Source organism: Pseudoduganella sp. RAF19, from assembly GCF_052114165.1.
GTDB lineage: Bacteria > Pseudomonadota > Gammaproteobacteria > Burkholderiales > Burkholderiaceae_D > Rugamonas.
Genome location: NZ_JBFREF010000002.1, coordinates 275390 through 288858, shown reverse-complemented (window position 1 = coordinate 288858; position 13469 = coordinate 275390). Strand labels below are relative to the sequence as shown.

The 13469-nt window shown below is 64.1% G+C and carries 11 protein-coding genes; 10 read left to right on the top strand and 1 reads right to left on the bottom strand.

What is annotated here, in order from left to right; all coding sequences use genetic code 11:
• Window positions 1–792 carry an alpha/beta fold hydrolase gene (locus tag AB4Z19_RS05960; RefSeq protein WP_442034929.1) on the top strand — a complete coding sequence of 264 codons (792 nt, stop codon included), beginning with the start codon at window positions 1–3 and terminating at the stop codon, window positions 790–792.
• On the opposite strand, the gene AB4Z19_RS05955 is transcribed toward AB4Z19_RS05960, so the two are convergent.
• Window positions 789–2138 carry a YihY family inner membrane protein gene (locus AB4Z19_RS05955; RefSeq protein WP_442034649.1) on the bottom strand — a complete coding sequence of 450 codons (1350 nt, stop codon included), beginning with the start codon at window positions 2136–2138 and terminating at the stop codon, window positions 789–791. The genes AB4Z19_RS05960 and AB4Z19_RS05955 overlap by 4 nt on opposite strands.
• A gap of 58 nt (window positions 2139–2196) precedes the next feature.
• Between AB4Z19_RS05955 and wrbA the strand changes: the two genes are divergently transcribed.
• The 9 genes from wrbA to AB4Z19_RS05910 are packed head-to-tail and all read left to right on the top strand — an operon-like array spanning window position 2197 to window position 13422.
• Window positions 2197–2805: an NAD(P)H:quinone oxidoreductase gene (wrbA, locus tag AB4Z19_RS05950; RefSeq protein WP_442034647.1), complete on the top strand. Its 609-nt coding sequence runs from the start codon at window positions 2197–2199 to the stop codon at window positions 2803–2805.
• Window positions 2805–3206, top strand: coding sequence for a DUF2069 domain-containing protein (locus tag AB4Z19_RS05945; protein ID WP_442029144.1), 402 nt, complete (start codon window positions 2805–2807; stop codon window positions 3204–3206). Before wrbA ends, AB4Z19_RS05945 begins: the two co-directional genes overlap by 1 nt.
• Window positions 3206–4615 (top strand): FAD-binding oxidoreductase, encoded by a 1410-nt coding sequence (locus AB4Z19_RS05940; protein ID WP_442034927.1) that lies wholly within the window; start codon window positions 3206–3208, stop codon window positions 4613–4615. Before AB4Z19_RS05945 ends, AB4Z19_RS05940 begins: the two co-directional genes overlap by 1 nt.
• On the top strand, window positions 4612–5034 hold the full coding sequence (locus tag AB4Z19_RS05935; RefSeq protein ID WP_442029143.1) for a DUF4124 domain-containing protein: 423 nt from the start codon (window positions 4612–4614) through the stop codon (window positions 5032–5034). The genes AB4Z19_RS05940 and AB4Z19_RS05935 overlap by 4 nt, the downstream gene beginning before the upstream one ends.
• Window positions 5022–7586 (top strand): FtsX-like permease family protein, encoded by a 2565-nt coding sequence (locus AB4Z19_RS05930; RefSeq protein ID WP_442034645.1) that lies wholly within the window; start codon window positions 5022–5024, stop codon window positions 7584–7586. Before AB4Z19_RS05935 ends, AB4Z19_RS05930 begins: the two co-directional genes overlap by 13 nt.
• On the top strand, window positions 7586–8644 hold the full coding sequence (locus AB4Z19_RS05925) for a lipocalin-like domain-containing protein (RefSeq protein ID WP_442023386.1): 1059 nt from the start codon (window positions 7586–7588) through the stop codon (window positions 8642–8644). Before AB4Z19_RS05930 ends, AB4Z19_RS05925 begins: the two co-directional genes overlap by 1 nt.
• Window positions 8645–8667: 23 nt before the next feature.
• Window positions 8668–10509 carry an ABC transporter transmembrane domain-containing protein gene (locus tag AB4Z19_RS05920; protein WP_442034926.1) on the top strand — a complete coding sequence of 614 codons (1842 nt, stop codon included), beginning with the start codon at window positions 8668–8670 and terminating at the stop codon, window positions 10507–10509.
• Between the two features lie 13 nt (window positions 10510–10522).
• Window positions 10523–11602, top strand: a complete 1080-nt coding sequence (locus AB4Z19_RS05915; protein ID WP_442023384.1) for a threonine aldolase family protein — start codon at window positions 10523–10525, stop codon at window positions 11600–11602.
• Window positions 11599–13422 carry a DEAD/DEAH box helicase gene (locus AB4Z19_RS05910; RefSeq protein ID WP_442023382.1) on the top strand — a complete coding sequence of 608 codons (1824 nt, stop codon included), beginning with the start codon at window positions 11599–11601 and terminating at the stop codon, window positions 13420–13422. The genes AB4Z19_RS05915 and AB4Z19_RS05910 overlap by 4 nt, the downstream gene beginning before the upstream one ends.
• The last annotated feature ends 47 nt before the right edge of the window (window positions 13423–13469 follow it).

Below are 13469 nucleotides of genomic sequence, written 5' to 3'. Positions count from 1 at the left end.
ATGCTGCTGAATGGCTCCTATTGCTATACCGGCGGCAAAGCCTTTGACGCTTCCCTGCCCTGCGTGGTGTTCCTGCATGGCGCGCAGAACGACCACTCCGTGTGGGCGCTCCAGTCGCGCTACCTGGCTCATCACGGCTATGGCGTACTGGCGGTCGACCTGCCCGGCCACGGCCGCAGTGCCGGCGCGGCCTTGCGCACGGTCGAGGAAATGGCCGGCTGGGTGCTGTCGCTGCTGGATGCCGCTGGCGTTTCACAGGCTGCGCTGGTCGGCCACAGCATGGGCTCCCTGATCGCGCTGGAAGCCGCTCATCGCGCGCCGGACCGCATCACAGGCCTGGCGCTGCTGGGCTCCACCTGGCCGATGAAAGTGTCCGATGCCCTGCTGGACGCCGCGCTGAATGYCGAGCAGACGGCCATCGACATGGTCAACATCTGGTCGCATTCCTCGTATGCGCAGAAACCGTCCTGCCCCGCGCCGGGCTTCTACGTGAGCGGCATGTCGCAGCGCCTGATGCAGCGGATCGCATCGCGTGGCGAGCCCCGGCTGTTCCACACCGACTTCACCGCGTGCAACAGCTATGCTAACGGCGAAACCGCTGCGCAATCCGTGAAATGTCCGGTCCTCTTCATCAACGGCAGTAAGGACATGATGACACCGCCCCGCTCCGCCAAAGCGCTGGTCGCGGCCCTTCCTCACGCCCGCACCGTAACCGTGGACGCCGGTCACCAGATGATGGCCGAACAGCCCGATGCCGTGCTGGATGCGCTGTCAGGCTTCCTGCGTCCTTAGCCGCCGAAGTGCCGAGCGAGCGGCGTGTTGAGACCTGACTCAACGGCGTCCTCAACCTGGCGGGCGAGGATGGCGGCTTCGCGGCTGATCTGGCGGTCGCTGTCGCTACCGTTGTCCGCTGCGGCGCCGGCATTGATGGCCATGCCCGCGAAGACAAATAGCCGGTAGACGTCGGCCAGCGTGAGCTTGTCGAGGTTTGCCAGCAGCACCCAGTTGTCGCCGCCTTCGCTCGCGCGCTTGCCCATCTGGACGCGGTTGGGCGGCGCAAGCTTCACGCGCCCCACCCAGCCCTGCGCCAGCATTTTCTCCAGCAAGCCGTCCAGCTCGTCGAAGCCCAGCCGCGTGCGGTAGCGGATGAAGGATGCACTGACCAGCGCATTGTCGGCCCGCTCGCGCGCCTCGTGCAGCACCTTGAGCACGGCCATGGCGTCGATAAACTCGCCACCTGGCTGCGCCTCATGCCACCAGCGCTCGTACTTCACGACCGGCAATGCAGCCGTCAGCAGCGCACCGACCAGCGTAATCAGCCAGGAAAGATAAATCCACAGCAGGAACAAAGGCAGCGCCGCCAGCGCGCCATAAATCTTCGAGTAAGTCGGCACCTGCGAAATGAAGACCGCAAAGCCGCGCTTCGCGAGTTCGAAGCCAATTGCCGCGACCACACCGCCGCAAGCCGCGTCGCGCCAGTCCACATTGCGGTTCGGGACCGCAATGTAAAGGAAAGTGAAGGCCAGCGTCGTCAGCACCACCGACAACAGGCTATAGAACAGCTCACCGAAGATATTCCCCACCAGGCTGGTGGTGGCCGAGAACAAATGGATCGACATCGTAATCGACACGCCCACCGACAAAGGCCCCAGCGTGATCAACGCCCAATACACCAGTATGCGCTTGGTCAGGCGGCGCTCGGCCTTCACGCGCCAGATGCGGTTGAACACGCGCTCGATGGTGGCCATCATGGTTACCGAAGTCACCACCAGGGCAATTGCGCCGACTGCGGACAATCGCGTGGCCTTGCTGGCAAAAGTCGTCAGATAATTCAGGATCGTGTTCGAAATCTCCTTCGGCATCACGCTCTTGATGAAATACGCCTCCAGCGCGGTGCGGAAGGTATTAAACATCGGGAAGGTGGTGAAGATGGCCAGGGCGATAGTCAGTACCGGCACCAGGGCAAACACGGTAGTAAAAGTAAGGCCACCCGCCACCTGGGGCAGGCTTTCTTCACGCAGGCGGCGGCGCGCGAAGCGGAACAGGTCCCGCAACTCGGCCCAGGTCAGGGCGCGCAGCTCGGCCACAGCTTTGCTGCAGCGGCGGGTAACACGATTAATTGCGGACTTTAAAACCATTATTCGACTTATTTGTGGATCTTTATGCTTATTAGTAAAGGGCCATATAATAACAACGATGAACCGACCTAACCTGATTATTCTCGTACTGTTTTATTCCCGGCACGGCTCCACACGCAAACTGGCCGAATTCATCGCCCAGGGCATCGAAAGCGTGTCCGGCTGCGACGCGCGCCTGCGCACAGTGCCAGCTGTGTCCACTGTGGCCGAGGCGACCGCGCCCGCCGTGCCGGACGAAGGTGCGCCGTATGTGGAACTCGACGATTTGCGCGAGTGTGCCGCAATTGCCGTCGGTTCGCCGACCCGCTTCGGCAATATGGCATCAGCCATGAAGTATTTCTGGGATGGCACCTCGGCCGAATGGCTGTCCGGCACCCTGGCCGGCAAGCCTGCCTGTGTGTTCACCTCCACCGGCAGTCTGCACGGCGGCCAGGAATCAACCCTGCTGTCGATGATGATCCCGCTGCTGCACCATGGCTTGATGATTCTGGGCCTGCCTTACACGCATCCTGAGCTGATGACCACATCGAGCGGCGGCTCGCCCTACGGCGCCAGCCACTGGTCCGGCCTGGATGGCAAGAAACCAATTACCGACGATGAGAAGCGCCTGGCCGTGGCCCTCGGCCGCCGCCTCGCCGAAACCGCCGTCAGAATGCAGGGAATGTGATGGAATCCAGCAAACATAAATTCTTCCATTGGGGCGCTATCGGCAGCATGGTGGCGCTGATTATCTGGTGCCTGCTGTGGGAGCTGCTGATTTCGCCGCTGCATCCCGGCGGTTCCTGGCTTGCGCTGAAGGCCGCGCCGCTGCTGATTCCTCTGGCCGGCATCATCAAGCGCGATATCTACACGCTGCAGTGGACGTCGATGATGATCCTGCTCTATTTCACTGAAGGCGTGGTGCGCGGCTGGAGCGATAAAGCCATGCCGTGGCTGGGCTGGGGCGAGGCTGGCATCGTCGTGGTGTACTTCCTGTGCGCGATTCTGTATGTGGCGCCGTATAAGCGCGCCGCCAAGAAAGCCGCCAAAGACCTGCTGGATAAGATCAATTCCAATTCCGTGAAATGATGCAATCGGCCTTCCTCGAACACTGCCGCCAACTGCTCGGCGATGCGCATGTGCTGACCGGGGAAGCCGACATGGCGCCCTTCCTGCGCGACTGGCGCGGACGTTTTACGGGCCGCGCGCTGGCAGTGCTGCGTCCCGGTTCGGTACAGGAAGTGGCGGTACTGGTGCGCGCCTGCGTGGCGGCACATGTCCCCATTGTGCCGCAGGGCGGCAATACAGGCCTGGTGCTCGGCAGCGTGCCCGATGCGAGCGGCAGCGCGGTGGTACTCTCGCTCGCCCGGCTGAACCAAGTGCGTGCTGTCGATCCGGTCAACCGCACCATGACTGTCGATGCGGGCTGCATTCTGCAATCCGTGCAGGAAGCGGCGGCAGCGCATGGCTGCCTGTTCCCCTTGTCGTTGGCGGCCGAAGGCAGTTGCACCATCGGCGGCAATCTCTCGACCAATGCCGGCGGCACGGCGGTTCTGCGTTACGGGAACACGCGCGAGCTGTGTCTCGGCCTGGAAGTGGTGACGCCGCAAGGCGAGATCTGGTCCGGTCTGCGCGGTCTGCGCAAGGACAATACCGGCTACGACCTGCGCGATCTGTTCATCGGCGCCGAAGGCACACTGGGCATCATCACTGGCGCCGTGCTGAAATTATTCCCGCAGCCGAAAGCCAGCATCACCGCCCTCGCCGCCCTCGCTTCGCCAGCCGACGCCTTACGCCTGCTGTCCGTGATGCAGGACCGCTGCGGCGCCAGCCTGACGGGTTTTGAGCTGATGTCCGCATTCTGCCTGCGCCTGGTCCACAAGCATTTCCCGCAACTGCCGCAACCGTTCGCGCAAGAGCACGGGCAGTATGTGCTGCTGGAGCTGTCCAGCAGCGAATCCGAGGAACATGCGGTCGGTCTGCTGGAACGCGCCATCGGCGCCGCGCTGGACGACGGCGTGATCGAAGACGCCGTTGTGGCCAGCTCGGTCGCCCAGTCGCAGGGCTTGTGGCAGATGCGCGAGCACATTCCTCTGGCGCAGGCGGCGGACGGCAAGAACATCAAGCACGATATCTCGCTGCCGGTATCGGCCATCGCCGACTTCATTGCAGACACCGAGCCGCTGCTGCAGCAGGCTTTCCCCGGCTGCCAGTTGGTCTGCTTCGGCCACCTTGGCGACGGCAACCTGCATTTCAATGTCGCGCCGCCGGTTGGCATCTCGAACGAAGACTTCCTGAGCAATCAGGACGCCGTGAACCTCCTGGTGCACGATAACGTCGTCGCATTCGGTGGCTCGATTTCAGCCGAACATGGCATCGGCGCGCTGAAACGCGACGAACTGGCGCGCTACAAGTCGCCAGTGGAGCTGCAAATGATGCGCGCGATCAAAGCCGCACTTGATCCCCTCGGTATCATGAATCCGGGGAAGATCATATGAAACCACTACTTCTGCTACTCGCCGTCGCCTTGCCCGCCGCCGCGCAGACCGTGAACAAATGCACGGTGGACGGCAAAATCACCTACAGCCAGCAGCCCTGCGAACGGGGACAGGCGGGCGTGGTCGCCGTTCCGGAAGCTCCCGTGTCCAATCCAGCTGCGAAATCCGATCTGGCGCGCCAGCAGAATGAAGCGGCAAAACTGGAAAAGGCCCGTCACAAGCGCGAGGCGCAGCAGGAGCGCGAGGATGCAGCAGCAAGCCGCGCGGCAGGCGTCCGGCAGCGCAAGTGCGCAAAGCTGAAGCAGGATCAGAAATGGGCTGAAGAAGACGCCCGCGACGCCACACTCCAGAATACCGAGCGAACGCGCATCAAAGCCAAACGCGCAGCTGAGCGCTACAACCTGGAATGCAGCAGTTGACGCAAGACGCGTCGCTACGGCGCCTGTCCCGCTGGCTGCTGCTCGGCGAATGGCGCGCGCATCCGGTACGCGCACTGGTCGCGATTGCGGCCATTGCGGTTGGTGTAGCGCTGGGCTTCGCGATCCATTTGGTCAACGCCGCTGCATTCAATGAGTTTTCGTCCGCCGTGCAATCGCTGTCCGGTCAGGCCGACGTCCAGGTCAGCGGCACAGAGCCCTTTATTGAGGAAGCAATCTATCCGCAGCTGGCCCAGCGGCCCGGTGTGGAGACGGCATCGCCGGTACTGACTTTTGACGCATCCATGCCGGGCAGCAGCCTGCCGCTGAAAATTATTGGTCTCGACGTGTTCCGCGCTGCAGCCGTCACACCGGGCCTGATTGGCGCACCGGAGGCGGACTCGCCTTACGATACCGTGGCTGACGACGCGATCTTCCTCTCGCCGGCAGCGATGTCGTGGCTCAGGGTGCAGGCTGGCGGCCTGGTGGAGTTCCAGTCCGGCACACAGAAACTGTCCTTACGCGTGGCAGGCGCCCTGCCCGGCGCGCGTGCAGGTCAGCGTATTGGTGTGATGGACATCGGCGCCGCGCAGTGGCGCTTCCAGCAGCTGGGCAAGCTGTCGCGGGTCGATCTGCGCCTGCGCGATGGCGAGAACCGTGCCGCATTCAAAGCCGCTTTGACACAAGAGCTGGAGCGCGCATTCCCCGGCCGCTTCCGCGTCGGCAGTCCGAACGACGAGGCTCAGGAAAGCCGCAGCGGCAACGTCAGCCGCGCCTACCGCGTGAATCTGAGCGTGCTTGCACTGGTGGCACTGTTCACCGGCGCCTTCCTGGTATTTTCCTCGCAGGCCCTGTCGGTGCTGCGCCGGCGCGGGCAGTTCGCGCTGCTGCGCGTGCTGGGGCTGGAACGCCGCCCGTTGATGCGCCAAGTGCTGCTGGAGGGCCTCTTCCTTGGCGTTGCAGGTTCCTTGATCGGCATCGCGGGCGGCTATGCAATTGCCGCCGCGGTGCTGCGCCTGTTCGGCGGCGATCTCGGCGCGGGCTATTTCTCGGGCGTGCGGCCGCAACTCCAATTCACGCCGGTCGCAGCTTTCCTTTACTTCGGCATGGGTGTCGCCGTGGCGGTGCTGGGATGCGCCGCACCAGCCTTCGAGGCGTCACGCGGACGGCTTGCTGTCGCGCTGAAGTCCGGTACCGACGAAGTGGCGCTGGCGCGTCTCGCACGGCCCTGGCCAGGGCTGGCCTGCCTCGCCATCGCTGCCGTATTGACGCAGGCGCCGCCGGTCGCGGAACTGCCGATCTTCGGCTACCTGTCCATTGCGCTGATGCTGGTCGGCGCGATTGCGTTGATGCCGCGCCTGTCCGCATTGGTGTTCCGCGCCGCCGAAGCGCGTCTGCATCCCCATCGCACGGTTGCCGCGCTGGCACTGGCGCGGCTGGCGAATGCCTCATCGCAGGCGGGCATCGCGCTGGGCGGCGTGCTCTCCAGTTTCAGCCTGATGGTCGCGATGGCGATCATGGTGTCCAGCTTCCGCGTCTCTGTGGACGAATGGGTGCAGCAACTGCTGCCCGCCGACCTGTACGTGCGAACCGCCAGCGCGGGCAGTACGGCCCTGCTCAAGCCCGCAGAGCAGAATCAACTGCGCGCTGTGCCGGGCATTGCGCGCGTCGACTTTCTGCGTACACGCCCTCTTTCGCTGGCCGCAGAGCGCCCTAACGTCCTGCTGCTGGCGCGCGACATCGACCCTGCGCAGATCGAGCGCACGCTGGTGCTGTCCGGCCCCGCTGTGCGGCCGCCGCGTGGCAGCAAGCTGCCGCAAGCCTGGGTGACAGAGGCGATGGTCGACCTGTACAGCGTCCGCGCTGGCGGAACGCTCCGCCTGCCACTTCAGGGCGCCCAGCACGAATTCTTCGTCGCAGGAGTGTGGCGCGACTACGCGCGTTCTACCGGCGCCGTGATGATCAGCCGCGATGATTACATAGCCATCACGGGCGATCGCGAGGCCGGTGATGCGGCAATCTGGCTGGCGCCGGATGCGAAGCCGGAGCAAATACAGGCCGCACTGCGCCAATTGCCTTTCGGCGGGCTGCTGGAGACGACCGCGCCCGGCGAAATCCGCCAGCGCACACTGACCATTTTCGACCGCAGTTTCGCCGTCACCTATCTGCTGGAAGCCATCGCCATCGTGATCGGTCTGTTCGGGGTGGCAGCGACTTTTTCGGCGCAGACCCTGGCGCGCGCCAAGGAATTCGGCATGCTGCGCCACGTGGGCCTGACGCGGCGCCAGATTCTGGGCATCCTGGCCTTCGAAGGCGGCGCATTGACGGGCCTCGGCATCGCCACAGGATTCGCGCTCGGCTGGATCATCAGCGTGGTGCTGATTCGCGTGGTGAATCCGCAGTCCTTCCACTGGAGCATGGAGATGCATTATCCCTGGCCACTGATCGCGACCGTCGCCGGCGCCCTGCTGCTGTCCGCTGCCGCGACGGCGCTGATTTCCGGCCGTCAGGCACTGTCCGGCGGCCCGATCCGCGCCGTGCGAGAGGACTGGTGATGCGCGCCCTTCGTCTTCTCCTGCTTGCACTGAGCGTCGCCGCGCTGACCGCGTTCACGCCCGTATTGCCCGGCGTCGCGCTGCAATTCCCGCGCGACTTCGGCGCCCACCACGGTTTCAAGACGGAGTGGTGGTACGCAACGGGCTGGCTCACCACACCCGATGGCAAATCCGTCGGCTACCAGGTCACCTTCTTCCGCGCGGCGACCGGTCAGGGAGAACAGAATCCGAGCAGGTTCGCCGCCAAAGACCTGATCCTCGCCCACGCCGCGCTGTCCGATCCCGCGCAGGGCAAGCTGCTGCACGACCAGCACACAGCGCGCGAGGGCCTCGGCCTGGCCTACGCCGAGCAGGGCAACACCAGCCTCAAACTGGACAACTGGCGCATGGAACGTGACGCCGCTGGACATTATCGGATCGACATCCCTGCCCGGGACTTCACGCTGCGCCTCACGCTTGCACCGACCCAGCCAGTGCTGCTGCAGGGCGACCAGGGCTACTCGCGCAAAGGCCCCAAGCCCGAACAGGCCAGTTACTACTACAGCGAGCCGCAACTTCGCACAACGGGCGCGATTGTGGGGCCAAATGGCCGCGAACAAGCCGTCACCGGCGTCACCTGGCTGGACCACGAATGGTCCACGCAGGTGCTCGATCCGGATGCGGCGGGCTGGGACTGGATTGGCGTGAATCTCGACGATGGCGGCGCCCTGATGGCATTCCAGATAAGGAGCCGCCAAGGTAGTAAAATATGGTCCCACGCGACATGGCGCGACGCATCCGGTAAGATTTCGCACTATGCGCAGGACCAGGTCAGTTTTAGCCCGCAAACGCGGTGGCGGTCGCCCCGTACCAATGCTGAATATCCCGTTGCGACGATGATTACTACGGGCGATGTCCAGTGGCAGGTCACGCCATTGCAGCAGGATCAGGAACTCGATGCGCGCCAGTCCAGCGGCGCCGTGTACTGGGAGGGCGCCGTGACGGTGCGGCGCAACGACCAGCCTGCTGGACGAGGCTATCTGGAGCTGACGGGTTACGTCCGCCCGATGAAACTATGAATACGAAGAATACTGCCAACACGATGAGCACCAGCACGACGAGCACCGCCAGCACCGCAGGCAATCCGCAGACCGAAGCGCGCGAACTGAAAAAAGGCAGTCTGGCTGCGCTAAAGGGCCTGGCCCCTTTCCTCAAGCCCTATCGCAACCGCTTCATCGTCGCCGGCATCGCGCTCGTGGTTGCCGCCGGTTCGACGCTGGCCATTCCCTATGCCTTCAAGCAGATGATCGACCTGGGCTTCGGCACCCACGCGGGCATCAGCAGCGCGCGCAATGTGAATATGGTGTTCCTGGCGCTGTTCGCGGTGGCGACCATCCTGGCGCTGGCGACGGCGGCGCGTTTTTATTCGGTGTCCTGGCTGGGCGAGCGCGTTACAGCCGATATCCGCAGCGCGGTGTATGCCCACGTGGTTCAGCAAAGCCCTGAATTCTTCGAGACGACGCAGACCGGCGAGGTCCTGTCACGCATCACAACCGATACGACGCTGATTCAATCGGTCGTCGGCACCAGTATCTCGATGGCGCTGCGCAACGTGCTGCTGTTCCTCGGTGGTCTGGGCATGCTGTTTGTGACCAGCGTCAAGCTGTCGTCCATCATTATTGGCCTGCTCGTGCTCACCGTGCTGCCGATCGTGATGTTCGGCCGCCGCGTGCGCAAGCTGTCGCGCGATTCCCAGGACCGAATTGCCGATGCTTCAGCCATGGCCGGCGAAATTCTGAATGCCATGCCGACCGTGCAAGCCTTCACGCACGAAAACATGGAAAGCAAGCGATTCGGTGCGTCCATCGAAGGCGCTTTTGTTACCGCCATGCGCCGCATTCAGGCGCGCGCTTTCCTGACCGCGCTGGCGATTGTGCTGGTGTTCGGCACCATCGTGTTTGTGCTGTGGCTGGGCGCGCACGCGGTTCTGGAAGGCACCATGACGGGCGGCGATCTGGGCCAGTTCATTCTGTACGCGTCCATCGTGGCGGGCGCAATTGGCGCCTTGTCCGAGGTGATGGGCGAGGCGCAGCGCGCTGCCGGCGCCACGGAACGCCTGCTGGAACTGCTGTCCGTGAAGTCCGAAATACAGAATCCTCAACATGCGCTGGCGCTCCCGCCGCGCGCGGCCAATGGTGCAGCATTGAGTTTGCAGGACGTGATCTTCTCCTATCCTTCGCGTCCGGATACGGCCGCCCTGTCGCAGCTGTCGCTGGACATCAAGCCGGGTGAAACCGTGGCCGTGGTGGGTCCATCGGGCGCAGGCAAGACCACCCTGTTCCAGCTGCTGCTGCGCTTTTACGATCCGCAGCTGGGCACTATCCGTCTGGATGGCGTGGATATCAAACAGCTCGATCTGCATACCCTGCGCGACGCCATCGGCATCGTGCCGCAGGATACGGTGATCTTCTCGGCCGATGCGATGGAGAATATCCGCTACGGCCGCGCCGATGCAACCGACCAGGAAGTGATTGCCGCCGCGCGCATGGCCGCAGCCCACGAGTTCATCGAGCGTCTGCCGAACGGCTACAGGTCCTTCCTCGGCGAGCGCGGTGTGCGCCTGTCCGGTGGCCAGCGTCAGCGCATCGCGATTGCCCGCGCGCTGTTGAAGAATCCTCCATTACTGCTGCTGGACGAAGCGACCAGCGCGCTGGATGCTGAATCCGAGCGCCTGGTGCAAGGGGCTCTGGAAGTGGCGATGGAAGGCCGCACCACTCTGATCATCGCGCACCGCCTCGCAACCGTTCAGCGCGCGGACCGCATCATCGTTATGGAAGACGGCAAGATCGTCGAAACGGGCACACACCAGTCCCTGGTGGCACTGGGTGGCATCTACGCCAACCTCGCGGCCCTGCAGTTCCATAACGTCCAAGTGACCCACTAAGGGAGGATTGCCTGTGACCGACGCCGAACTGCGCCAGCGCTGCCATACCGTCCTGCCGGGTCATCCGCAACCTACACCTGCCGCCATGTTTGCGGCGATGGCGTCGTGGTGCGAACAGAATGAAGTTCAGCACGATGTGTATGGCGAGGGCGAGCTGCTGCAATCCTTTGAACGCAAGATTGCGGATCTGCTGGGCTTTGAAGCTTCGACTTTCTGCATTACCGGCACCATGACCCAGGTGACGGCGCTGCGCCTGGCCTGCATGGAGCGCGGCAGCCGCATCGTGGCGCTGCATCCGACCGCCCATATCTTCAAGCATGAACGCGGCAACCATCAGCTGCTGGGACATTTCGATGCGCTGCAATTGGGCGACCTGCATCGTCCTTTCTCGCTCGATGAACTGAAGTCGCTGCCGGACAAGCTGGGCGCCGTGTCGCTGGAGCTGCCCGCACGCGAGATGGGCGGCCAGGTGCCGTCTTGGGACGAGCTGGAGGCGATCAAGGCTTACTGCCGCGAACAAGGCATCCATTTGCACATGGATGGCGCGCGCTTGTGGGAAGTAGCGGCGTATTATGGCCGTCCGCTGCACGAGATTGCGGCAGGTTTTGATTCCGTGTACGTGTCGCTGTACAAGGGCATTGGCGGCCTGGGTGGCGCCATGCTGCTGGGTAGCCGCGCGTTTGTCGCCAAGGCGCAGGAATGGTTCCGACGCCAGGGCGGCAATGTGATTCATCGTTCGCCTTATGTGGTTGCGGCAGCCATGCAGTTCGATGCACGTCTGGCCGCGATGCCGGATTACTTCCGCCGCACGCAATGGCTGTTCGATACGCTGCGCGATTTCCCCGCACTAGTGCCGAATCCGGCGCGGCCGCAGGCGAATATGCTGCATCTGCATATGGCCATCAGCCGCCAGCGGGTGCTGGACCTTCGCAACGAGATCGCGGAGAAGCACGGTATCTGGCTGTTCAACCGCGCCAGCCACTCGCTGCTGCCGGATCATAGTTTTATCGAGTGGTATGTTGGCGAGAATATGTTGAATCTGAGCGATGAAGCCGTGCGCAACGCGCTGACTGTATGGAGCGATGCACTATGAGTTTCGCTTCGCTGAAATTGATCGACGCGTTGCTTGGCACGCTGGAGTCGCTGGGTTATGCAACACCAACGCCCGTGCAGAAGCAGGCCATTCCCGCTGTTCTTGCGGGCCGCGACCTGATGGCCGCCGCGCAGACCGGCACCGGCAAGACCGCAGCTTTCGCCCTGCCCTTGCTGCAGCGCCTGACGATGGAGGGCGCCGCCAGCCCTGGCGCAGCACGCAGCCTGGTGCTGGTGCCGACGCGCGAGCTGGCCGAGCAGGTGCACGAGAGCTTCCGCGCTTACGGACGCAATGTCCCGCTGCGCTTTGCCGTGGCTTATGGCGGCGTGCCGATTGAGCCGCAGATTACCAAGCTGCGCAAAGGTGTGGACGTGCTGGTTGCAACGCCGGGCCGCCTGCTCGATCTGCTGCGCCAGGGCGCTTTGTCGCTCGCCCAGCTGCAAACGCTGGTACTGGACGAGGCGGACCGCATGCTTGATCTGGGCTTCGCGCACGATCTGGACGCGGTCTTCGCCGCCCTCCCCGCACGGCGTCAGACTTTGCTGTTCTCGGCCACATTCTCGGATGCGATCCGCGCGATGGCCAAGCAGCTGTTGTCCGATCCTTTGTCGGTGCAGGCCAGCGCGCCGAATACAGCCGCGCGTACCGTGCGCCAGCTGGTCTACACGACCGATAAGAAAGCGAAGCCTGAACTGTTCCTGCACTTGCTGCAGAAGCTCGGCTGGTCGCATTTGCTGGTGTTCGTCAAAACGCGCAAGGGTGTGGAGGCGCTGGTGTCTCTGCTGAAGGCCGCAGGCATAGCTGCCGATTCGATCCACGGAGACAAGCCGCAGCCTGCCCGTCTGAAGGCGCTCGAACGCCTCAAGGCCCGCGAAGTGCAGGTGCTGGTCGCCACCGACGTTGCCGCCCGCGGCCTGGACATCGAAGCGCTGCCGCTGGTCGTCAATTTTGATTTGCCGACCGTGGCCGAAGACTATGTGCACCGCATTGGCCGCACCGGCCGCGCCGGCGCCGAGGGCGAAGCCATTTCGCTTGTCTGCGCGGACGAAGTCGAGCTGCTGCGCGCAGTCGAAACGCTGACGAAGCAGGTCTTCCAGCGCCTGGAGGAGCCAGGTTTCGAAGCGGACCATCGCGTCCCTTCGACCGGCGCGCCAACCCAGGCCGCCAGCAAGCCAGACGCGCGCGCAGGCAAGCCAACGCCATCAGGCACGCCAGCCGGTCCGGCGTCCCAATCGCGCCGCGGCAGCTCGGCAGAGCGGGGCGCAGGCCCAAGCACCAAGGGCGGCCCTGCAGGACGTGTTACGGGCAGCAAAGGTGGCACGCCAGCGCCCGACGCCCGAGGCGGTCGTGGTGCGAGCGGTGCAGTTGACTCGGAGGCGCACCGCGCAGGACGCACAGGCGGCAAGTCGCCGCCGGACGCGCGCGGCGGCCGTGGCGCAACGGCTCCTGTTGGGCGAAGCGAGGCAGCTGAGGCGCCGCGACCGGCGGGCGGATACGGCTCGCTGGGAACGTACGATGAGCCGGAACCCAAGCGCCGCGGGACGCCGCGCGGCGAAGGTCGCCAGCAGCCAGGCAACGAAGGACGCAGCGCAGCGACGCGGAGCGCTGGACGCAATGCTGGTGGCGCGCGCAGTGCTGGCGGTGGAGATGCGCGCGGCGCTGGTGGTGCGCGCGGTACTGGTGGAGGAGATGCACGCGGCGCGGGCAAGGGTAACGTGATCGTGGTGGCTGGACGCGGTGCGAAATCCGCCGCAAAGGCCGCAGGCAAGGCTGTACGCCAGGGCGGCGGAAAAACCGGCGGACGCGGCTCGAAGCGCTAAGCGAGGCGCGAGGAACCGCAGGCATCCAAAGAATCTGAATACGGAGA